We start from the raw sequence: 19,382 nt of genomic DNA on the forward strand, positions 1-19,382 counted from the left end.
GGGTGCGCAGGATCGATGGGTATCGCTTCGCTCCACGCCATCCTACGGACGCTCTTCACGCCCCACGTTATTTCACCGGATCAATCCAGGCGGAACACCAGCGCCTTGAGCCCACTGTCTTCCTCGATATCGGCAAACTCCGGCGGGTTTTCCAGGCGCTCGATGAAGCGCAGCTGCGGCGCCTCGGCGGCCATGCCCTGGAGCAGGAAGTCCACGCCAATGCCTGGGTCATTCACGCAGGCCAGCACGGTGCCGGCGCCGTCCAGCAATTCCGGCAGGCGGCGCAGGACGCGGGCGTAGTCCTTGTCGAGGACGAAGCTGCCTTTCTGGAAGCTCGGCGGGTCGATGATGATCAGGTCGTACGGGCCGGATTTCTTCACCTTGCCCCAGGACTTGAACAGGTCATGGTCGAGGAAGCTCACCTTGGACAGGTCGTGGCCGTTCAGGCGGTGGTTGTCGCGGCCACGGCTGAGCGCGGCGCGGGCCATGTCGAGGTTGACCACCTTCTGCGCACCACCGGCCATTGCCGCCACGGAGAAGCCGCAGGTATAGGCGAACAGGTTGAGCACGCGCAATCCGGCGGAGTTGGCCTGCACCCACTGGCGGCCGTAGCGCATGTCGAGGAACAGGCCGTTGTTCTGCTTGCGGCCCAGGTCCAGCTGGTAGCGCAGGCCATGCTCGCTGATCTGCCAGCCGTCGAAGGCTTCGCCGTGGAGCACTTCCATGGTGCTTTCCAGGGTGTAGCGGTGCTGCAGCATCAGGCTGCGGGCGCCGGTAGCGCGCCAGACGTCGCCTTGCGCCAGTTCCACCAGCATCGCCCGCAGCGCGCTCAACTCGCCTTCGCCCGGCTCGCGGAACAGCGACACCAGCAGCACGCCTTCCAGCCAGTCGGCGGTGACCTGCTCCAGCCCCGGCCAGCGGCGACCGCGGCCGTGGAACAGGCGGCGGGTTTCCGCAGGGGCGGGGTTCAGGGCGGTGAGCAGTTGCTCGCGCAGGGTGGTGATGGCTTCGGTGTTCATCTATCCAGTCTTTCTGAATTCAGGCGATGGGAGCAAATCGGGGCGGCGATTCTACGCGCTCAGGCGCCATGGCGCTGCACCTGCAGTTTTTCCTCGGGGCGCGGGGCGACGAAGTAGCGGTTGAGCGCATCGTAGCCGGCCGGGTCCAGCGGCGCTGCCAGCGGGGCGATGGCGTGGCGCGCCAGCAGGCGGCTGCGGCAGGTGGCCGGGTCGATGTCGAGAAAGTGCAGGCAGTGCGCTGCACCGGCCTGTTGCGCCAGGTCGATCAGCCAGCGGCGGTCGGCCAGGGTGTTGGCGGGGATGTCCAGCACCACGCTGGTGCCGGCGCGGAGCAGGCCGACCACATGCGGGCCCATGACCTTGCGCACGCGGCGGGCGTAGAGCTGGTAGTCGTCGGGGTTGCTGATGCCCCAGGGGAACAGCTCGGCCAGCCACTGCTCCTCGGCCAGCATCACGGTGCCCGGCGCTTCGGCCAGTTCTCGGGCGAGGCGGGACTTGCCTGACGCCGCCTTGCCGCAGAGTAGATGCAATGTGCCTGTACTCATGTCGTGGCCTCCAGCAGGTCGGTGCCGTAGGAGTTATCGACCGCGCAGCGCCAGGCGCCGTCGGTTTCGCGGCGGAACACGTAGGTGGCGCGGCGACTCAGCTTGCCGTGGCTGGTATCCAGCAGGGTTTGCGCGACAACGAGCGCGGTATCGCCGGTCTCGAGGATTTCCAGGCGGCCCTGGCGCACCCGCAGGTTGTGCCCGAAGTGCTCGGCGATGGCGACGAAGGCCTGGCGGATCTGCGCCTTGCCGCGTGCCAGCAGGCCGGGCTTGACCACCAGCAGGGCGTCGTCGGTGTAGAACGCGAGCAGCGCGTCGAAGTCCTCACGGCCGATGGCTTCGTCGGCGGCCTGGATGAGCGCTTGCAGGGGGTGCAGCTCCGGGGAAGGAGCGGGGGAAAGTGCCTGGTCCATCAGTGTCTCCTCGATCGGGAGCCTCGGACGGCGAGCATTAAAAAACCCGCCGGGAGGCGGGTTTGGTTGTTCGCTGGAATGCGCTAACCCACCATCGGAGCGATGGTGGTAATAATCTGCTGGAAGGTGCGGTTGGCGGCATTCATGGCTCAGAAGCTATCAGAAGTTTCATACGTCGCGCCAGCGCTCTTTTTTTGCTGGCGGCGTGGCATGATCGCGCCGCGCCATGGTCTGAGCACCATGTCTTTCTCCACGCTGTAGCGGAGTTTCTTCATGCCATCCCCCCTCGCAACCCGCTTCCTGCACGCTCTGGCGCTGCTCGCCGGGTTGGCCGCGTCCGTCGATACCCTTGCCGCGACCTGCCCGCCGGGGCAGCGCCAGGTCTGCCTGGACACCTGCACTTGCCTGCCGGACCTGGGCGCCGTGCTCGGCCCGGTGCTGTCGGATACCCGCAGGATGGCCGCCCAGGCGCTGGGTGTGTGGCTGCAGCAGTCCCGCGAGCAGGCGGCGCAGGGCGGCACCGAGCCGATCCCGCTGGAGATCCGCGCCCAGTTGCAGCCGTATTTCTCCGACGACGTGCTGATGGCCGCGCGCTATTCCACGGGTGCGCTGGACGAGCTGAACGCCGCCCAGGCGATCATGCAGAACCCCGATACCGAGGCGGTCACCCTGGTGGATGTGATCGTGTTCCGCAGCGAGGACGACGCGCAGAAGGACGTCGCCCTCTGGGCCCACGAGCTGTGGCACGTGAAGCAGTATCAGGAGTGGGGCGTGCAGGGCTTCGCCACGCGCTACTCCGAGGACTTCGACGCCGTGGAGGCCCCGGCCTACGAGATGCAGCGCCGGGTCGCCAAGGACCTGCGCGACGGCAAGGTCACCGCACAGCAGAACTGACCTCAGCGACTGGCGCTGGCCTCCGGCGCCGGCGTGCCGCCGCCCAAGGCCTTGCACAGGGCGATCAGCGTCAGGCGCAGCTGGGTATCGCTGTCCACCACGTCGCGTCGCGATTGCAGGTAGGCGCGCTGGGCGTCCAGTTCCACCAGGAAGTCGGTCATGCCGCCGGCATAGCGCGCCTTGGCCATGCCGTAGGCGACGTCGCTGCTGTGCAGCTTTTCCTGCAGGCGCTGGTTGCGCTGCCGTTCGGCGCCGTAGTGGGTCAGCGCGTCATCCACTTCCTGCCAGGCCTTGAGCACGGTCTGCTGGTAGGACACCGCCGCTTCCTGCTGCTCCAGCTTGCGCAGGTTGATCTGCGAGCGCCGCCGGCCATTGTCGAAGATCGGCAGCGACAGGCTCGGGCCGACGTTCCAGGTGCGGCTGCCCCAGTCGCTGAACTTGCCGTCGTCCGCCGATTCGTAGCCGAAGCTCGCGCCCAGGCGGATGGACGGGTAGAGGTCGGCCACGGCCACACCGATGTTGGCGGTGGCGGCGTGCAGCTGGGCTTCGGCAGCGCGGATGTCCGGGCGACGTCGGGCCACTTCCGAAGGCAGGCCGAGGCTCAGGTCGGGGGTTTGCGCAGCGCTCTGCGCCACGGGTTTCAGGTCATCGCGCAGGCTGCCGGGCTCGGCGCCGATCAGTACGCCGATCTGGTTGATCGCCGCGCTTTCGCTGGCGTGCAGCTGCGGCAGGCTGGAGCGCAGGTCGGCGAGCTGGCCGCGCTGGCGTTCGACGTCGAAGTCATCCACCAGCCCGCCATCGGCGCGCACCTGGATCAGCTGCAGGGATTGCTCGGTGGCGACTATGTCCTGGTTGGCCACGGCGATCTGCTGCTGCACGCCGCGCAGTTCGAAGTAGGCGCGGGCCAGTTCGGCGGAGACGCCCAGGCGGGTTTCCTCGAACATCGCCTGCTGCGCCGCCACGCTGGCGTCGGCAGCCTCGATGGAGCGGCTTACGCGGCCCCACAGGTCGGGCTCCCACGACGCGTCGAAACCGGCCTGGTAGAGGGTGAAGGGCTGGGCCAGCACCTTGCTGACCTGCTCGCTGTCGCCGGCGGGGGCGATGCGCTGGATCATCAGCGCGTTGGCGCCGTTCTCGCTCAGGCGCTGGCGGGCCACCGAGCCGGAGGCGTTGACGTCCACGCCGCGCTGGGCCGCCACCATCTGCCGCTGCATGCGGCTCTGGGCGAAGCGCAGTACGGCGCTGTTGAGATCGGGGCTGGCCTTGTCGGCGCGGCGTTGCAGGTTGTTCAGCACCGGGTCGTTGAACAGCGTCCACCAGTCTTCGCTGAGGCGGACGTTGCCCTGGGCCGGGTGCAACTGCGCATCGCCGGAATGCGCGGCCTGCCAGCTGGCCGGCGCCTGGGTTTGCGGCGCTTCGTAGTCGGGGCCGACGGCGCAGCCGGCGAGGCCGGTGCCGAGCAGGGCGAGGGAGACGAGGCGAAACGTGCGGTTCATCGATGGCACCTTTTCAGAATTGCACCTTTTCAGATTCGCGGGGCGCTAGTCATCGGACGAGCCCTCGAAACGCCGTGCGACATAGCCCATCACCAGACCGCCGAAAATGCCGACCAAGCCACAGGCCAGGCCCATGGCGCGGTTGGTCACCATGCCGACGTTCTTCACGTGGGTCGGCAGGCCGAGCAGGCCGATGAAGAACAGCATCGCCAGCGACAGGGCGATCAGGTAGATGCCGCCGGCGCGCCAGGAGTTGGTGGGGATGCCCTTCCTGCGGCAGTACAGGTAGCCCAGCCCGAACGGCAGGGCGAGCTGGGTGACGGCGAAGACGATGAACTGGCTGGTTTCGCTCATGGGTGGCTGCTTCTGAAGTGGGGTTCCGGGTCAGGGTATTGCATCGCTTGGCCATCTCCAGTGATCGACTACGCAAGCCGGTGGCGGAACAGCCACGAGGCCAGCGGCAGGGTAACGCCGGCCACCACCAGCATGGGAATCAGGTTGTGCCAGACATCGGCTAGGGTCGCGCCTTCGAGGTAGACCCGCTGGATCAGGTCGATGCCGAAGCGCAGCGGGTTGGCGTAGGTCACCACCTGCAGGAACTCGGGCATGTTGCGCACCGGCGTGGCGAGGCCGGAGAGCAGCGTCAGCGGCATGATCAGCACGAAGGTGTAGAGCATCGCCTGCTGCATGTTCAGCGACACGGCGCTGATCGACATGCCCAGCCCGACACAGGCGATGGTGAATACCGCCAGCCCTGCGTAGAGGTTGAACAGCGAACCGGCCATGGGTATTCGGAACCAGAACAGCGCCATCAGCAGCACCAGCGTGGCCTGCAGCATGCCGATCAGCAGGGGCGGGATGGCCTTGCCGAGCATGATTTCCAGCGGCGTGTAGGGCGTCACCAGCAACTGGTCGAAGGTGCCCTGTTCGCGTTCGCGGGCCACCGAGAGGGCGGTGAGCATCAGCGTCTGCATCATGCTCAGGGTGGCGATCAGCGCCGGGATCAACGGCCAGCGGGTTTCCAGGTTGGGGTTGTACCAGGAGCGGCTGACCACGCTGATGGGTGCCGCAGCCAGCCCCTGTTCCTGGTTGAACTGCTGCACCACCACGGCCAGCCCGGCGGCGGCGGAGCCGGCGGTGTTGGAGTTGCGCCCGTCGAGGATGACCTGGATCGGCGCCGGGTCGCCTTGCGCCAGGCGGGTCTGGAAGTCCGAGGGGATGTGGATCACCAGCAGCGCCTTCTGCTCGTCGATCACCGTCTGGATTTCCTCCACGCGGGTCAGCGTCGCCACCCGGTGGAAGATGCCGCTGCCGTCCAAGCGCGAGGCGAGGCGGGTGGAGGATTCGCTGTGGCTCAGGTCGAGGATGGCGTAGGGCGCGTCGTTGAGGTCGAAGGTCACCGCGTAGCCGAACAGCACGCTCTGCATCAGCACCGGCGCCACCAGCACGATGCGGTTGGCCGGGTCCTTGAGGATCACCAGCAGTTCCTTGCGCCACAGGTTGAGGATGCGCCAGAGAAATTCCATGCGAGTCAGTCCAGCCGCTTGCGCGTCACCATCCGCGCCAGGCCCAGCAGGGCGACGGCGTAGGCGGCGAGGATGGCGCAGTTCTTGAGGATCATCGGCCAGAAGTCGCCGGCCAGGAACAGGGATTTCACCAGCTCCATGAAGTAGGTCGCCGGCAGCAGGTTGCCGATCACGCGGATGGCGGTGGGCACGTTGCGCAGGTCGAAGATGAAGCCCGAGAGCATCATCGCCGGCAGGAAGCTGGCGAGCAGGGCGATCTGGCTGGCGAGGAACTGGTTCTTGGTCACCGCCGAGATCAGCAGGCCGATGCCCAGCGCCACCAGCATGTAGAGCATCGAGGCGATCACCAGCACGACGAAGGAGCCGTAGATCGGCACGTCGAACAGGAAACGCGCGGCGAGCAGGCACAGGGCGAGGCCGATCATGCCGATGCCGAAGCAGGGGATGATCTTCGCCAGGAGGATTTCCACCGGCCGCACCGGCGTGACGAACAGCGCCTCCAGCGTGCCGCGCTCCCATTCGCGGGCCATCACCAGCGCGGTGAGGAAGGCGCCGACCAGGGTCATGATCAGCACGATCAGCCCCGGCACCAGGTACCAGGTGCTGGTGTTGGCGGCGTTGAACCACATGCGCTGGACGATGGTGACGGCACCTCGCTGGTCCGCAGATTGGGCTGTGTTGCCAGCGCTGCGGTCGGCCTGCTTGTCGGCGTAGCCGGCGAGGGCGCTGCTGACGTAGGTGGAGACGCTGGCGGCGCGGGTGGCGTCCGAGCCCTGCACCAGCACCTGGACCTGCGCGTTGCCGTCATTCAGGCGGCGGGTGAAGTCGGATGGGAACTGCACCAGCGCGTCCACCTCGCGGGCGCGCATCAGCCTCTCGGCCTCGGCAAAGGAGCGCACAAGGTGCGGTTCCAGGTATTCGGTACGGCTGATCCCGGCGGCCACGTCGCGGGCTACGGGGGACGGGTCGTCGAGGACGATGGCGACGATGGCGCGCTTCACATCCAGCGACAGGCCGTAGCCGAAGATCAGGATCAGCGCGATGGGCAGGCCGATGCCGATCAGCAGGTTGCTGCGGTCGCGCACCAGCTGCCGCACTTCCTTGCGGGTCAGCGAGGCGAGGCGCCGCCAGAAGCCGCCGGCGCTCATGCCGCGCCTGCCTTGGCGTGTTGGCGATTGCTCTCAAGGCGATTGCTTTCCACGATCTCTATGAACGCCTGCTCCATGTTCAGCGTGCTGCCCTTGCCGCCGGCCTGTTCGCGGACTTCCTGCGGGGTGCCCATGGCCAGCAGCTTGCCGGCATCCTGAATGACGATGCGGTCGCAGTACTCGGCTTCTTCCATGAAGTGGGTGGTGATGATGATGGTGGTACCCGACGCGGCCAGCGCCGTGATGCGCTGCCAGAATCCGCGGCGGGCGAGAGGGTCGGCGCCGCTGGTGGGTTCGTCGAGGAAGAGGATTTCCGGCTCGTGGAGCAGGCCGACCGCCATCGCCAGGCGCTGCTTGAAACCGCCGGGCAGCTGGCCGCTGGGCGAGTCCTCCTGGCCGCTCAGGTCGAACTGCCGGGACACCGCGTCCATCCGCTGGCTCAGGCGCTTGCCGCCCAGGCCATAGGCGCCGCCGAAGAAGCGCAGGTTCTCGGCGACCGAGAGGTTGCCGTAGAGGGAGAACTTCTGCGACACGTAGCCGACTTTGCGCCGAGCCTGGGCCCGCGCGTGGCGCAGGTTGACCCCGGCCACCTGCAGCGTGCCGCTGGTGGCCGGCAGCAGCCCGCAGAGCATGCGGAAGGTGGTGGTCTTACCGGCGCCGTTGGGCCCGAGCAGGCCGAAGATTTCCCCACGGCGCACGCTGAAGCTGGTGCTGGCGACGGCGGTGAAGTCGCCGAACTTGCGCACCAGGTCCTTCACTTCGATCACTGCTTCGTTGCTGTCGTCATGACGCTGAGTGCCGGCCTTGAGAGATTCCATGTCGACGGCTTCGGCATCGCTGCGGGCGCGCAGCAGAAACATGAAGCCGTCTTCCAGGCGCGCATCCACCTGGCGTACCGGCGCACCGTCGAGCAACTGGTCGAGCTTGCCCTGGTCCGCGTCCGGCTGGCGGATGAAGCGCACCTCGCCGGACTGCGGCACCGCGTCGACGACGTTCTGGTGGTCGTCCAGCAGCCGCGCCTGCAGGGTGCGGGCGGGCTCGTCGGCCGGTGGCGTGGCGATGAAGCAGAGGTTGTCGGCGTGCTCGCGGATCGACGCCGGGTCGCCCTTGGCCATCAGCTGGCCCTGGTGCAGCAGGAAGACTTCGGCGCAGCGCTCGGCCTCGTCCATGTAGGAGGTGGAGACCAGCACGCTGAGCTGCTCCTGCTTGATCAACTGCTGGATGATCTCCCACAGTTCGCGGCGCGACAGCGGGTCGACGCCGACGGTGGGTTCGTCGAGCAGCAACAGGTCTGGCGAACGCACCAGCGTGCAGGCCAGGCCCAGCTTCTGCTTCATGCCGCCGGACAGCTTGCCCGCCGGACGATCGGTGAAACGTGCCAGGTCGGTCATCTCCAGCAGGCGCTGGTAGCGCTCCTGGCGCTCCTTGTGCGGCACGCCGTGGAGGTCGGCGTAGAGGTCGAGGTTTTCCTGCACGCTCAGGTCTTCGTAGAGGCCGAAGCGCTGCGGCATGTAGCTGATACGGTCCTGCACCTGCTGCGGGTGGGCGTGGACGTCCACGTCCAGCACCGTGAGCGCGCCGGCGTCGGCCTGCAGCAGCCCGGCGACCAGGCGCAGGAAGGTGGTCTTGCCGGCACCGTCCGGGCCTACCAGCGCGGTTAGTTGGCCGCGCGGGATGTCCAGGCTGATGTCCTTGAGCGCCTGCACGGTCTTGCCCGACTCTTTCACCAGAAAGTGCTTGGCCAGGCCCTCGGCGCGAATTACTGGAGCGTCAGACATCAGCGCGGCTCGTCGGCGAAGCGCACCGTGGCCGGCATGCCCAGGCGCAGGCGGTTGTCCGGGTCGGCCACCAGCACGCGAACTTCGTAAACGAGGCTGGTGCGCAGCTCTTCGGTCTGAACCGACTTGGGCGTGAATTCGGCCACCGAGGAAATGAAGCCGACATGGCCGTCGATGGCCTGGTCCGGGTGGCTGTCGGTGAACACCTGGGCCTTCATGCCCGGCTTGATGCGGCCCAGGTTGGTTTCGCTGACGTAGGCGCGGATCCACTTCGGATCGGTCAGCGCCAGGGAGTACACCGGGCGCTGTGGCGAGGCCATGTCGCCGGGCTCCAGCAGGCGCGAGCGCACGGTGGCGTTCTGCGGCGCCTTGAGGTCGGCTTCGTCGAGGTTGTGCTGCAGCAGCGCCACATCCGCGCGGGCGGCGGCGAGCTGGGCGCCGGCCTGGGCGATGTCTTCCGCTCGCGGGCCGATCTGCGCCAGGCGCAGGGATTTCTGCCGGTCTTCCAGTTCGGCCTGGGCGACCTTCTGCTGCGAGGTGGCGCTGTCGATGTCCTGCTGGCTGACGGCGCGGCCGCCGGGGCTGTTGGCACGGATGCCCTGCAGTCGGCGCAACTGGGTGTTGGCGAGGTCGAGCTGGGCGCGGGCGGCCTTGTCCTGGGCTTTCGCGCGGTCGATATCCTCGGGGCGCGAACCGTTCTTCAGGCGCAGCAGGTTCTGCTCCTGGGCGGCAATCTGTGCCTGGGCCTTGTCGATCTGCAGACGCAGGGCGCGGGTGTCCAGGCTGGCCAGCACGTCGCCGGCCTTGACCACGTCGCCTTCCTCGACATTCATCTTCGCGATGCGCTCGCTGCCGGTAAAGGCCAGCGACACCTGGCGGATGTCCACGTTGCCGTAGAGCACCAGGCGCTTGTCACCACTTTCGCGGGACTGCAGATACCACCACAGTCCGCCCCCCAGCAGCAGCGCAACGAGCGCCACCAGTACCAGCTTCTTAGGCATTGCCCCATCCCTGATTCATGACAGCCCGGTGAAGGATAGACAGTTACGCGCAGAGCACGAGGACCTGCATCAATGCCGGGCCGCTCTGGCATGCCCCCGCGGGCGCTTCGTCAGTTGCTGCGCTGGCCTGCGCCAGGGCTGATAGCGTGGAGGAACACGCCGCCGGGAGACGCCACCATGGAAAACCCTCGGTTCATATCCCCGTCACCCTGGAAACGCCGCGCCGGCCAGCTGCAGTGGTTCGGCCTGGTGCTGCTGTGCCTGGCCGTCGGCCTGGCCGCGCTGACGGACCTGGCCAGCCAGCGCGAAGGGGTCGTGACCATCGCCATCTGCTTTGTGCTGGGGCTGATGGCGCTGGTGCTGGCGCGGGTCATCCTGATGCGACCTGCGGGCTGATGAGCTACAGGGAGGCACCGACGCCGGGTGGTTTGCCTGCGGGCCCGGCTCAGCGCCGCGGAATGGACTGCACCTGCGGCTGCATCTGCTGCTGCGGGATGTTCCGGTAGCCCATCTGGCCTTCGTCCACGGGCGGCGGGCGCGGTGCGTCGTGGTCGTTGTGGCTGCCGCAGGACGAGCCGCCCAACAGCACGGCCAGCGCGCCGATCATCAGTAGAAAGGTGGTTTTTCCCATGGCGGTTGCTCCCCGGTGAGCCGTCCTTCCAGTGAAAACGAAAACCCGCTGGTGAGCCGACTGGTCGGACGAATGGGGGGCGCCGGAACCGGCTTGCCGGTTTCCCTGGCAATCGCTTGAAATCCCGCCATTTTCGCGCTGCTACGATCGTGCAGATTGCCATGGATCAACCATACTCTGGCGACTCGCTCCGGCGTTGTGCTCGGGGGAACAAGGAGGGCGGGATGCTCGACTATTTTGCGCTGGGGGTACTGATCTTTGTCGGATTGGTGCTGTTCTACGGGATCATCTTGCTGCACGACATCCCTTATGAGATTGCGGTACACCGCAACCATCCCCACCAGGACGCGATCCATGCGGCCGGCTGGGTCAGTCTTTTCACACTGCATGCGCTGTGGCCGTTCCTGTGGATCTGGGCCATGTTGTACCGCGAGGACCGGGGCTGGGGCTTCCACCACGGCAAGACGCCGGCGCAGGAGGCCGAATACCTCGAGCAGCAGCTGGCCGAGCTGCGCCAGCGCCTGGATGCGCTGGAAGGCCGCCAGAGCTCGCCTGCCGCACCGGCAACCACTCAACCGGGCGGGGAGGGCTGAGCCATGGACCTGTTGCTGATCCTCACCTACACCGCCTTCTGCGTCGCCATCTTCAAGATCTTCCGCATCCCGCTGAACAAGTGGACGGTACCCACTGCCGCGCTCGGCGGCATCGTGCTGATCGGTACGCTGATCTTCCTGATGAACTACAACCACCCGTATTCCGAGGTGGCGCGTTCGTATTACGTCACTACCCCGGTGATCCCGGTGGTGACCGGGCAGGTGATCGAAGTCCCGGTAAAGGGCAACGAACTGATCGAGAAGGGGACGGTGCTGTTCCGCATCGACCCCAAACCCTTCCAGCTCAAGCTGGATTCGCTCAAGGCGCAACTGATCTCGGCGCGTGCCGACCAGGCCCGCGCCCGTGAGCTGGCTTTGCGCAACGTTGGCAACAAGCGCGACGTCGACCTGACCACCGCCCGCGTCGATGACCTCAATGCGCAAGTGGCCCTGGCTCAGTTCAATCTCGACAGTACCGTCGTGCGCGCGCCAGCGCGGGGCTTCGTCACCCACGTGTCCCTGCGTCCCGGCATGATGGCCAGCCGCTTGCCGCTGCGTCCGTCGATGGTCTTCGTGCCGGATGAAGGACCGTACTTCACCGCTTGGATGCGCCAGAACAGCCAACTGCGCCTGACCACCGGCGACGAGGCCGAAGTGGCCTTCGACGGCATACCCGGCAGGGTCTTCGCCGGTACGGTGGACAAGGTCCTGCCGGTGATCGGCGAAGGTCAGGTACAGCCTTCCGGCACCCTGATCAGCTACACCGGCTCACCGCCACCGGGGCGGGTGCCGGTGGTGATCAAGATCACCGACCCGGATTTCGCCCAGTACGCCAGCATCATGCCCGGTGGCTCCTATGGCCAGGCGGCGCTCTACAGCGAGCATTTCCACCATGTGGCGATCATGCGCAAGATCCTCCTGCGCATGGCGGCGTGGATGAACTACATCTTCCCGTTCCACTGATTCGAGGCATTGCGGCGCCCCAAGCGGGGCGCCTGCGCGCGGGCGTCCGTCCACGCGCGAACAAAACGGGGGAGGGGGTAACGCAGTCTCCTGCCGTACAACCTGGCGACATCGATAGCTCAACCGGAGAACCCTATGAAGTCCTATGTCGCGTTGTTGTCCCTGCTGCTGTTGCCGTTACTGCAAGGCTGCGCGGAAAAGCAGGTGCAGCCGGAGGAATACTCCGGCTTCCTGTATGACTACTCCCGTCTCACCGAACAGGAAAACGCTTCGGGCACCAAGGTCCTGGCCTGGATCGATCCCAAGCTGAACCTGATGAACTACCGCAGCATCGTCATCGAACGCTCGCAGTTCTACCCGGCGCCCAAGGCCACCGATCATCTCTCGCAAGCGACGATGACGCAGATCACCGACTACTACGACAAGGCGTTGCGCCGCGAGCTGGGCCAGGTGCTGCAGGTCGTCGACAAGCCCGGCCCGGGCACCCTGGTGCTGCGTCCGGCGATCACCGCGGTGAGCAGCCACACTCAATCACTCAAGCCCTATGAAGTCATCCCGATCGCCCTGATCGCCGCCGGCGTCAGCACTGCCACCGGTATTCGCGATCAGGACACCCAGATCGCCACCGAAGCGGCGATTCTCGACGGCCCCTCCAGCCGGGTGGTCGCCCAGGTGGTGCGCAAGGGCACCGGGCATGATCTGGAAAACGACAGCCAGGCCATGGCCGCCAGCGACTTCAAGGGCGTGCTCGATGGCTGGGCCCGCGACATGCGCCTGACCTACAGCAAGCTGCGCGAACTCAAATAGTTCGCGTCAATCAAGCAATCCCGCTCGTCCGCCAGGACCTGCAAACGCACCTGCAAACCTGCTCTCCATGCGGCGTCCATCGGGGCGCCGCATCGGCCTGTCATGAAATGAAAAGCCCCTGTCGCACGATGTGAAGCTTCCCGCCCGGCCCCTGCCTATTGTCCGCTCAAAGGGCGCTTGCCTGCTCCAAACGGGGCGCCCAAGACAACAAGACAACTGGAGATTCCGGCCATGGCCAAAGCCGTTCGTTTCTATGAAACAGGGGGACCCGAAGTCCTGCGTTACGAGGACGTGGAGGTCGGCGAGCCCGGCCCGGGGCAAGTGCGCATCCGCCATGTGGCGGTGGGCCTGAACTACGCGGACACCTATTTCCGCAATGGCACCTACGCCGTTCCGCTGCCCAGCGGCATGGGCGTGGAAGCCGCCGGCGTGGTAGTGGCGGTGGGCGAGGGCGTGAGCAACGTCGTGCCCGGTGACCGCGTCACCTACACCGGCTTCGTCAACACCCTCGGCGCTTACAGCACCGAGCGCCTGGTACCGGCGGCGCCGCTGATCCGCCTGCCGGAGAACATCGCCTTCGAAACCGCCGCCGCCATGACCATGCGCGGCCTGACCTCGGCCTACCTGCTGCGTCGCATCCACGACTTCAAGCCCGGCCAGAGCATCCTGCTGCACGCCGCCGCCGGCGGTGTCGGGCTGATCGTTTCGCAGTGGGCCAAGCTGCTCGGCCTGCGCGTGATCGGCACTGTCTCCAGCGATGCCAAGGCCGAGATCGCCTTCGCCCACGGCTGCGAGCACGTCATCAACTACAGCCAGGAAGGCGTCGCCGAGCGCGTGCGTGAGCTGACCGATGGCCGTGGCGTGGACGTGGTCTTCGACAGCGTCGGCAAGGACACCTTCATGACCTCCCTGGAGTCGCTCAAGCGCCGTGGCCTGATGGTCTGCGTCGGCACCGCGTCGGGCCCGATCCCGCCGTTCGATCCGGTGCTGCTGGCGATGAAGGGCTCGATCTTCCTCACTCGCCCGGCCCTGGCCGACTACATCGCCGACCCGGCGGAAAAGGCGGCGCTGCTGGACGAGCTGTTCACCCATGTGGGCAACGGCGACATCCGCATCGAGATCAACCAGCACTACGCGCTGGAAGATGCCGTGCAGGCCCACCGCGACCTCGAGTCGCGCAAGACCACCGGCTCGTCGATCTTCGTCATCTGAGGGCGCCGCCATGCACGTAGAACGTCTGACCTGCAGCATCGGCGCCGAAATCTCCGGGGTGAACCTGGGCGACGCCTCCCGCGATGAAGGCCTGTTCGCCGAGCTGCGCGAGCTGCTGCTCAAGCACAAGGTGCTGTTCCTGCGCGACCAGGACATCACCCGTGCCGAGCACGTGGCTTTCGCCCGCCGCTTCGGCGAGCTGGAAGACCACCCGGTAGCCGGCAGCGACCCCGAGCATCCGGGCCTGGTGCGCATCTACAAGACCCCGGACCTGCCCAACGACCGCTACGAGAACGCCTGGCACACAGACGCCACCTGGCGCGAGGTGCCGCCTCTGGGCTGCGTCCTGCGCTGCGTGGAGTGCCCGCCGGTGGGCGGTGACACCATGTGGGCGAACATGGCACTGGCCTACGACATGCTTCCGGCCGAGATCAAGGAACGCATCGCCAAGCTGCGTGCGCGCCACAGCATCGAAGCCAGCTTCGGCGCGGCCATGCCCATCGAGAAGCGCCTGGCGCTCAAGGAGATGTACCCCGACGCCGAGCATCCGGTGGTGCGCACCCACCCGGAAACCGGCGAGAAGGTGCTGTTCGTCAACGCCTTCACCACCCACTTCAGCAACTACCACACGCCGCAGAACGTACGTTTCGGCCAGGACGCCAACCCCGGCGCGGCTGACCTGCTGCGCTACCTGGTGAGCCAGGTGTACATCCCCGAGTTCCAGGTGCGCTGGCGCTGGAAGAAGAACGATGTGGCGATCTGGGACAACCGCTGTACCCAGCACTACGCGGTGATGGACTACCCGCCCTGCGTGCGCCGCATGGAACGCGCCGGAATCATCGGCGACAAGCCGTTCTGATCCCCTGAAAAAAGATTTCTGACAAGAACAATTACGGAGACCGACATGCAATTCTTCGACGATTCGCTGCACCCCGAGAACCAGGACAAGGTGGTCATCACCACCGCTCCCTACGGCCCCGAATGGATGCCCGAGGACTTCCCCGAAGACATCCCGGTGACCATGGACGAGCAGGTCCAGAAGGCCGTTGACTGCTACGAAGCCGGCGCCACCGTGCTCCACCTGCACGTCCGCGAGCTGGACGGCAAGGGCTCCAAGCGCCTGTCCAAGTTCAACGAGCTGATCGCCGGCGTGCGCGAAGCCGTGCCGGACATGATCATCCAGGTCGGCGGCTCGATTTCCTTCGCCCCGGAAAGCGACGGCGAAGCGGCCAAGTGGCTGTCCGACGACACCCGTCACATGCTCGCCGAGCTGACCCCCAAGCCCGACCAGGTGACGGTGGCGATCAACACCACCCAGATGAACATCATGGAGCTGCTCTATCCGGAGTACCTGAAAGGTACCTCCCTGGAGAACCCGCTCTACCAGGCGGCCTACAGCGAGATGACCGTGCCGGCCGGCCCGGCCTGGGTCGAGGAACACCTCAAGCGCCTGCAGGCCGCCGGCATCCAGCCGCACTTCCAGCTCACCGGCATGCATGCCCTGGAAACCCTCGAGCGCCTGGTGCGCAAGGGCGTCTACAAGGGCCCGCTGAACCTGACCTGGATCGGCATCGGCGGTGGCTTCGACGGCCCCAACCCGTTCAACTTCATGAACTTCGTGCACCGCGCACCGGACGGCGCCACCGTCACCGCCGAGTCGCTGCTCAAGAACGTCCTGCCGTTCAACATGATGGCGATGGCCATGGGGCTGCACCCGCGTTGCGGCATCGAGGACACCATCATCGGCCAGCACGGCCAGCGCATGACTTCGGTCGAGCAGATCCAGCAGTGCGTCCGCGTCGCCCATGAACTGGGCCGCGAGGTCGCCAGCGGCAAGGAAGCGCGCGCCATCTACAAGATCGGCGTGCAGTACGACAGCGTGGAAGAAACCCTGCGCATGAACGGCATGGCGCCCAACCGCCAGCCGGGCCAGAAGTCCGTCCCGCTTCGCGCGTGACAGGCTCCGTGGCGCGGTCTGCCAGTACCGCGCCACGGCTTTTATCCCAGAACAACAAGAATCCATTGACCCACCTGGAGAGCTAGCACCATGGCCATCCACTCCGTCGCCCTGGGCGACATCCCTGCCACCGTGCCCAGCGTGCCGCGCCGCTATGCCTGGGTGGTGTTCGCTCTGACCTTCGGCCTGCTGATCTCCGATTACATGTCGCGTCAGGTGCTCAATGCCGTCTTCCCGCTGCTCAAGGTCGAATGGGCCCTGAGCGATGCGCAGCTCGGCCTGCTCAGCGGCATCGTCGCGGTGATGGTCGGCCTGCTGACCTTCCCGCTGTCACTGCTCGCCGACCGCTGGGGGCGCGTACGCAGCCTGGCGCTGATGGCCATGCTGTGGAGCCTCGCCACCCTGGCCTGCGCCATGGCGCAGACCTTCCCGCAGATGTTCGCCGCGCGCTTCTTCGTCGGTGTCGGTGAGGCCGCTTACGGCAGCGTCGGTATCGCCGTGGTCATCTCGGTGTTCCCGGCAAACCTGCGTGCCACCCTGACCGGCGCCTTCATGGCCGGCGGCATGTTCGGCTCGGTGCTCGGCATGGGCCTGGGCGGCGTGCTCGCCGCACACCTGGGCTGGCGCTGGGCTTTCGCCGGCATGGCGCTGTTCGGCCTGCTGCTGGCGTTGCTCTACCCGCTGGTGGTGAGCGAGAAGCGCATCGCCCCGGTGGCCGCCGCCGAAGCGCCGCGCCAGGCTGGCGGGCGCTCGCTGCGTAGCCTGTTCGGCAGCCGCTCGGTGATCGCCGCCTACCTGGGCAGCGGCCTGCAGCTGTTCGTCGCCGCCGCCGTGATGGTGTGGATTCCCAGCTACCTGAACCGCTATTACCACCTGGATACCGGCAAGGCCGGGATGATCTCCGCGGTGATCGTGCTGGTCGGCGGCAGCGGCATGGTACTCTGCGGCATCCTCTGCGACCGCCTGGGCCGTTCCAACCCGCCGCGCAAGATCATCCTCGCCATCGGCTTCTGCCTGGCCAGCTGCCTGCTGCTGTCGGTGGCCTTCCACCTGCCGCCGGGCACTGCGCAGCTGAGCCTGCTCGCCCTCGGCATGCTGGTCGCCGCTGGCACTTCCGGGCCTTCCGGCGCCATGGTCGCCAATCTCACAGCGCCGGCCGTGCATGGCACCGCCTTCGCCACCCTGACCCTGGCCAACAACCTGCTGGGCCTGGCGCCCGGCCCGCTGCTCACCGGCGTACTGGCCGACCACATCGGCCTGGACCGTGCCTTCCAGCTCATCCCCTTGCTGAGCATTCTCGCCGCGCTGGTCTTCTTCTACGCCCGGCGCCACTACCACAGCGATATCCGCCGCCTGCGCGGCGAAGAGGAGGGCGCGTGATGCCGACTCTGAACCTCGATATGACCTTCGACTTCATCTGCCCCTGGTGCCTGATCGGCAAGCGCAACCTCGACGTCGCGCTGCGCCTGCTGGCGCGCCAGCGGCCGGAACTGGATGTGCGGGTGAACTGGCTGGGCCTGCAGCTGCTGCCGCAGATTTCCATGGAAGGCGAGCCCTTCGCCGAGTTCTACCAGCGCCGCCTGGGCGGCAAGCGCGCCGTGCGTGCGCGGATGGGTGAGGTGCGCCGTGCAGCGGAAGGCGCCAAGGTCGACCTGGACCTCGAACGCATCCTCACCATGCCCAACACCACCTATGCGCACCGGGTGTTCCAGCGCGCGGTGCATGTAGGCAGCGACAACCAGAAGGTACAGCTGCTAGAGATGATCTTCCGCGCGCACTTCCAGCTGGGCGAGGACATCGGCAACCGCGATACCCTCTGCCGCCTGCTGCGCGCCTGCGATTTCAACGTGGCCGACTTCGACGACGCCCTGGCTGACGGCGCGCGCCAGTTCATCGGTCGCCGCGTGGCCCTGGCCGATTCCAGCGTACCGATGTTCCTTCTCGAAGGACGCGCCTTCGCCCTCGGCGGGCAGAGCCCCGAGCAGCTGCTGGCGGCGCTCTACCGCGCGCTGGAAAGGCAGTTCCCCGAGGCGATCCCGGCATGAACGCTGTGCTGCACATTCCCGCCGAACGCCTGCCGGCGCGCGGTGGCCGGAGCCTGTTCCACCATGAGCAGGGGATCATCCTGCTCTTCGATATCGACGGCGAGCTGCATGCCATCGACGACAGCTGCCCCCATGCCGGCGCCTCGCTGTTCAGCGGCCGCCTGGATGGCCGCTGGCTGCAATGCCCGGCCCACGGGCTGCGCTTCGATGTGGCCAGCGGGTGCCCGGCAGGCATCAAGGGCTTCGGCCTGCGCCGCCACGGTATTTCCTGGATCGGCGGCGAGTGCCATGTGGTGATTTCGGATCAGCAGGTGCCGGCATGAGCACATTGACGATCTCTGCCCTCGGCACCCGCAGCCGCACCCTGCTACCGGGGCTGCTGGTCAGCGCCATGGTGGCGGCCGCCGCGACCTTCCTCTCCGAGCACTACGGCGCGCCGGTGATGCTCTTTGCGCTGCTGCTCGGCCTGGCGATGAACTTCCTCTCCGCCGACAGCGTGTGCAAGGCCGGCATCGAATTCACCGCCCGCGAAATCCTCCGCCTGGGCGTGGCGCTGCTGGGCATCCGCATCACCTTCGGGCAGATCGCAGAGCTGGGCTGGCAGCCGGTGATCATGGTGGTGGTGCTGGTGACGGTAACCATCCTGGTCTCCATCGCGGCGGCCCGCGCCATGGGCTTCAACTTCCTCTTCGGCCTGCTCACCGGCGGCGCCACGGCCATCTGCGGCGCCTCGGCGGCGCTGGCCCTGGCGGCGGCGTTGCCGGCGCACACGCAGAAAGAAAAGGCCACGCTTTTCACCGTGCTCGGCGTGTCCGCGCTGTCGACCCTGGCGATGATCCTCTACCCGATGATCGTCAAGTCGCTGGGCCTGCCGCCGTTGCAGGCGGGCATCTTCCTCGGCGGCACTATCCACGATGTGGCCCAGGTGGTCGGCGCCGGCTACAGCATCTCCAAGGAAGTCGGCGACAGCGCCACGGTGGTCAAGCTGATGCGTGTGGCGATGCTGCTGCCGGTGATCCTCTGTGCGGCGATGATCACCCGCGCCCGTGGCGTTGAACCGGGCGACAAGCGTCCGCCGCTGTTGCCGTGGTTCGCCGTGGGCTTCGTGCTGCTGGCGGCGGTGAACAGCACCGGCTGGCTGCCGCCGATGGTGCAGCAGGCAGGCGGGAAGCTGTCGCAGTGGTGCCTGGTGATCGCCATCGCGGCGCTGGGCATGAAGACCCAGCTGCGGGCGCTGGCGACGGTGGGGATCAAGCCGATCCTGCTGATGCTGGGGGAGACGGCGTTCCTGGCGGTGCTGGTGCTGGGGATGTTGAAGTTCGCGGGTTGAGCCGACCGGGTCGTAGGGCGCATA

The 19,382-nt window shown here is 66.8% G+C and carries 23 protein-coding genes; 12 read left to right on the top strand and 11 right to left on the bottom strand.

Annotated elements, in window-relative coordinates; translation table 11 throughout:
* Positions 1–80: 80 nt before the first annotated feature.
* From ABKS89_RS13330 to ABKS89_RS13345, 4 genes are all read right to left on the bottom strand, one after another.
* A complete protein-coding gene (locus tag ABKS89_RS13330) occupies positions 81–1,019 on the bottom strand; it encodes a class I SAM-dependent methyltransferase (protein WP_348589087.1) in 939 nt (312 codons plus the stop codon).
* A gap of 59 nt (positions 1,020–1,078) precedes the next feature.
* Entirely contained in the window at positions 1,079–1,564 is a 486-nt protein-coding gene (locus tag ABKS89_RS13335) for a P-loop nucleotide/nucleoside kinase family protein (protein ID WP_348589086.1), read from the bottom strand.
* Positions 1,561–1,977, bottom strand: coding sequence for a YybH family protein (locus tag ABKS89_RS13340; RefSeq protein ID WP_348589085.1), 417 nt, complete (start codon positions 1,975–1,977; stop codon positions 1,561–1,563). Before ABKS89_RS13340 ends, ABKS89_RS13335 begins: the two co-directional genes overlap by 4 nt.
* Positions 1,978–2,126: 149 nt before the next feature.
* Positions 2,127–2,252, bottom strand: coding sequence for a hypothetical protein (locus ABKS89_RS13345; RefSeq protein WP_348589084.1), 126 nt, complete (start codon positions 2,250–2,252; stop codon positions 2,127–2,129).
* Here ABKS89_RS13345 and ABKS89_RS13350 point away from each other — a divergent pair.
* Positions 2,251–2,871: an eCIS core domain-containing protein gene (locus tag ABKS89_RS13350; protein WP_348589083.1), complete on the top strand. Its 621-nt coding sequence runs from the start codon at positions 2,251–2,253 to the stop codon at positions 2,869–2,871. The genes ABKS89_RS13345 and ABKS89_RS13350 overlap by 2 nt on opposite strands.
* 2 nt (positions 2,872–2,873) lie before the next feature.
* On the opposite strand, the gene ABKS89_RS13355 is transcribed toward ABKS89_RS13350, so the two are convergent.
* From ABKS89_RS13355 to ABKS89_RS13380, 6 genes are all read right to left on the bottom strand, one after another.
* Positions 2,874–4,367, bottom strand: a complete 1,494-nt coding sequence (locus ABKS89_RS13355; protein WP_348589082.1) for an efflux transporter outer membrane subunit — start codon at positions 4,365–4,367, stop codon at positions 2,874–2,876.
* 45 nt (positions 4,368–4,412) lie between these two features.
* On the bottom strand, positions 4,413–4,721 hold the full coding sequence (locus tag ABKS89_RS13360) for a hypothetical protein (protein ID WP_138216503.1): 309 nt from the start codon (positions 4,719–4,721) through the stop codon (positions 4,413–4,415).
* A gap of 68 nt (positions 4,722–4,789) precedes the next feature.
* Entirely contained in the window at positions 4,790–5,893 is a 1,104-nt protein-coding gene (locus ABKS89_RS13365) for an ABC transporter permease (protein WP_138216502.1), read from the bottom strand.
* A 5-nt stretch (positions 5,894–5,898) separates the two neighbouring features.
* A complete protein-coding gene (locus tag ABKS89_RS13370) occupies positions 5,899–7,041 on the bottom strand; it encodes an ABC transporter permease (protein ID WP_348589081.1) in 1,143 nt (380 codons plus the stop codon).
* Positions 7,038–8,819, bottom strand: a complete 1,782-nt coding sequence (locus ABKS89_RS13375) for an ATP-binding cassette domain-containing protein (protein ID WP_348589080.1) — start codon at positions 8,817–8,819, stop codon at positions 7,038–7,040. The genes ABKS89_RS13370 and ABKS89_RS13375 overlap by 4 nt, the downstream gene beginning before the upstream one ends.
* Positions 8,819–9,820: an HlyD family secretion protein gene (locus ABKS89_RS13380; RefSeq protein WP_348589079.1), complete on the bottom strand. Its 1,002-nt coding sequence runs from the start codon at positions 9,818–9,820 to the stop codon at positions 8,819–8,821. The genes ABKS89_RS13375 and ABKS89_RS13380 overlap by 1 nt, the downstream gene beginning before the upstream one ends.
* A gap of 177 nt (positions 9,821–9,997) precedes the next feature.
* Between ABKS89_RS13380 and ABKS89_RS13385 the strand changes: the two genes are divergently transcribed.
* Entirely contained in the window at positions 9,998–10,216 is a 219-nt protein-coding gene (locus ABKS89_RS13385) for a hypothetical protein (RefSeq protein WP_348589078.1), read from the top strand.
* 49 nt (positions 10,217–10,265) lie between these two features.
* On the opposite strand, the gene ABKS89_RS13390 is transcribed toward ABKS89_RS13385, so the two are convergent.
* The gene (locus ABKS89_RS13390) at positions 10,266–10,451 is read right to left on the bottom strand and encodes a hypothetical protein (protein ID WP_348589077.1); all 186 of its coding nucleotides are present in this window, start codon (positions 10,449–10,451) and stop codon (positions 10,266–10,268) included.
* Between the two features lie 224 nt (positions 10,452–10,675).
* Between ABKS89_RS13390 and ABKS89_RS13395 the strand changes: the two genes are divergently transcribed.
* The 10 genes from ABKS89_RS13395 (at position 10,676) to ABKS89_RS13440 (ending at position 19,358) form a co-directional block, all read left to right on the top strand.
* The gene (locus ABKS89_RS13395) at positions 10,676–11,044 is read left to right on the top strand and encodes a DUF3302 domain-containing protein (protein WP_348589076.1); all 369 of its coding nucleotides are present in this window, start codon (positions 10,676–10,678) and stop codon (positions 11,042–11,044) included.
* A 3-nt stretch (positions 11,045–11,047) separates the two neighbouring features.
* Entirely contained in the window at positions 11,048–12,007 is a 960-nt protein-coding gene (locus ABKS89_RS13400; protein ID WP_138216495.1) for an HlyD family secretion protein, read from the top strand.
* Positions 12,008–12,142: 135 nt separating this feature from the next.
* The gene (locus ABKS89_RS13405) at positions 12,143–12,814 is read left to right on the top strand and encodes a DUF3313 domain-containing protein (RefSeq protein ID WP_348589075.1); all 672 of its coding nucleotides are present in this window, start codon (positions 12,143–12,145) and stop codon (positions 12,812–12,814) included.
* A gap of 231 nt (positions 12,815–13,045) precedes the next feature.
* Complete coding sequence (locus ABKS89_RS13410; protein ID WP_138216493.1) at positions 13,046–14,026, top strand: quinone oxidoreductase family protein; 981 nt, start codon at positions 13,046–13,048, stop codon at positions 14,024–14,026.
* 10 nt (positions 14,027–14,036) lie between these two features.
* Complete coding sequence (locus tag ABKS89_RS13415; protein WP_138216492.1) at positions 14,037–14,885, top strand: TauD/TfdA dioxygenase family protein; 849 nt, start codon at positions 14,037–14,039, stop codon at positions 14,883–14,885.
* Positions 14,886–14,930: 45 nt separating this feature from the next.
* On the top strand, positions 14,931–15,983 hold the full coding sequence (locus tag ABKS89_RS13420; protein ID WP_081516844.1) for a beta-keto acid cleavage family enzyme: 1,053 nt from the start codon (positions 14,931–14,933) through the stop codon (positions 15,981–15,983).
* 90 nt (positions 15,984–16,073) lie between these two features.
* On the top strand, positions 16,074–17,363 hold the full coding sequence (locus tag ABKS89_RS13425) for an MFS transporter (RefSeq protein ID WP_348589074.1): 1,290 nt from the start codon (positions 16,074–16,076) through the stop codon (positions 17,361–17,363).
* On the top strand, positions 17,363–18,028 hold the full coding sequence (locus tag ABKS89_RS13430; protein ID WP_348589073.1) for a DsbA family protein: 666 nt from the start codon (positions 17,363–17,365) through the stop codon (positions 18,026–18,028). Before ABKS89_RS13425 ends, ABKS89_RS13430 begins: the two co-directional genes overlap by 1 nt.
* Complete coding sequence (locus ABKS89_RS13435) at positions 18,025–18,351, top strand: Rieske (2Fe-2S) protein (protein WP_138216489.1); 327 nt, start codon at positions 18,025–18,027, stop codon at positions 18,349–18,351. Before ABKS89_RS13430 ends, ABKS89_RS13435 begins: the two co-directional genes overlap by 4 nt.
* A complete protein-coding gene (locus ABKS89_RS13440; protein ID WP_348589072.1) occupies positions 18,348–19,358 on the top strand; it encodes a YeiH family protein in 1,011 nt (336 codons plus the stop codon). Before ABKS89_RS13435 ends, ABKS89_RS13440 begins: the two co-directional genes overlap by 4 nt.
* The last annotated feature ends 24 nt before the right edge of the window (positions 19,359–19,382 follow it).

Source organism: Pseudomonas sp. LABIM340, from assembly GCF_040017195.2.
Lineage (GTDB): Bacteria > Pseudomonadota > Gammaproteobacteria > Pseudomonadales > Pseudomonadaceae > Pseudomonas.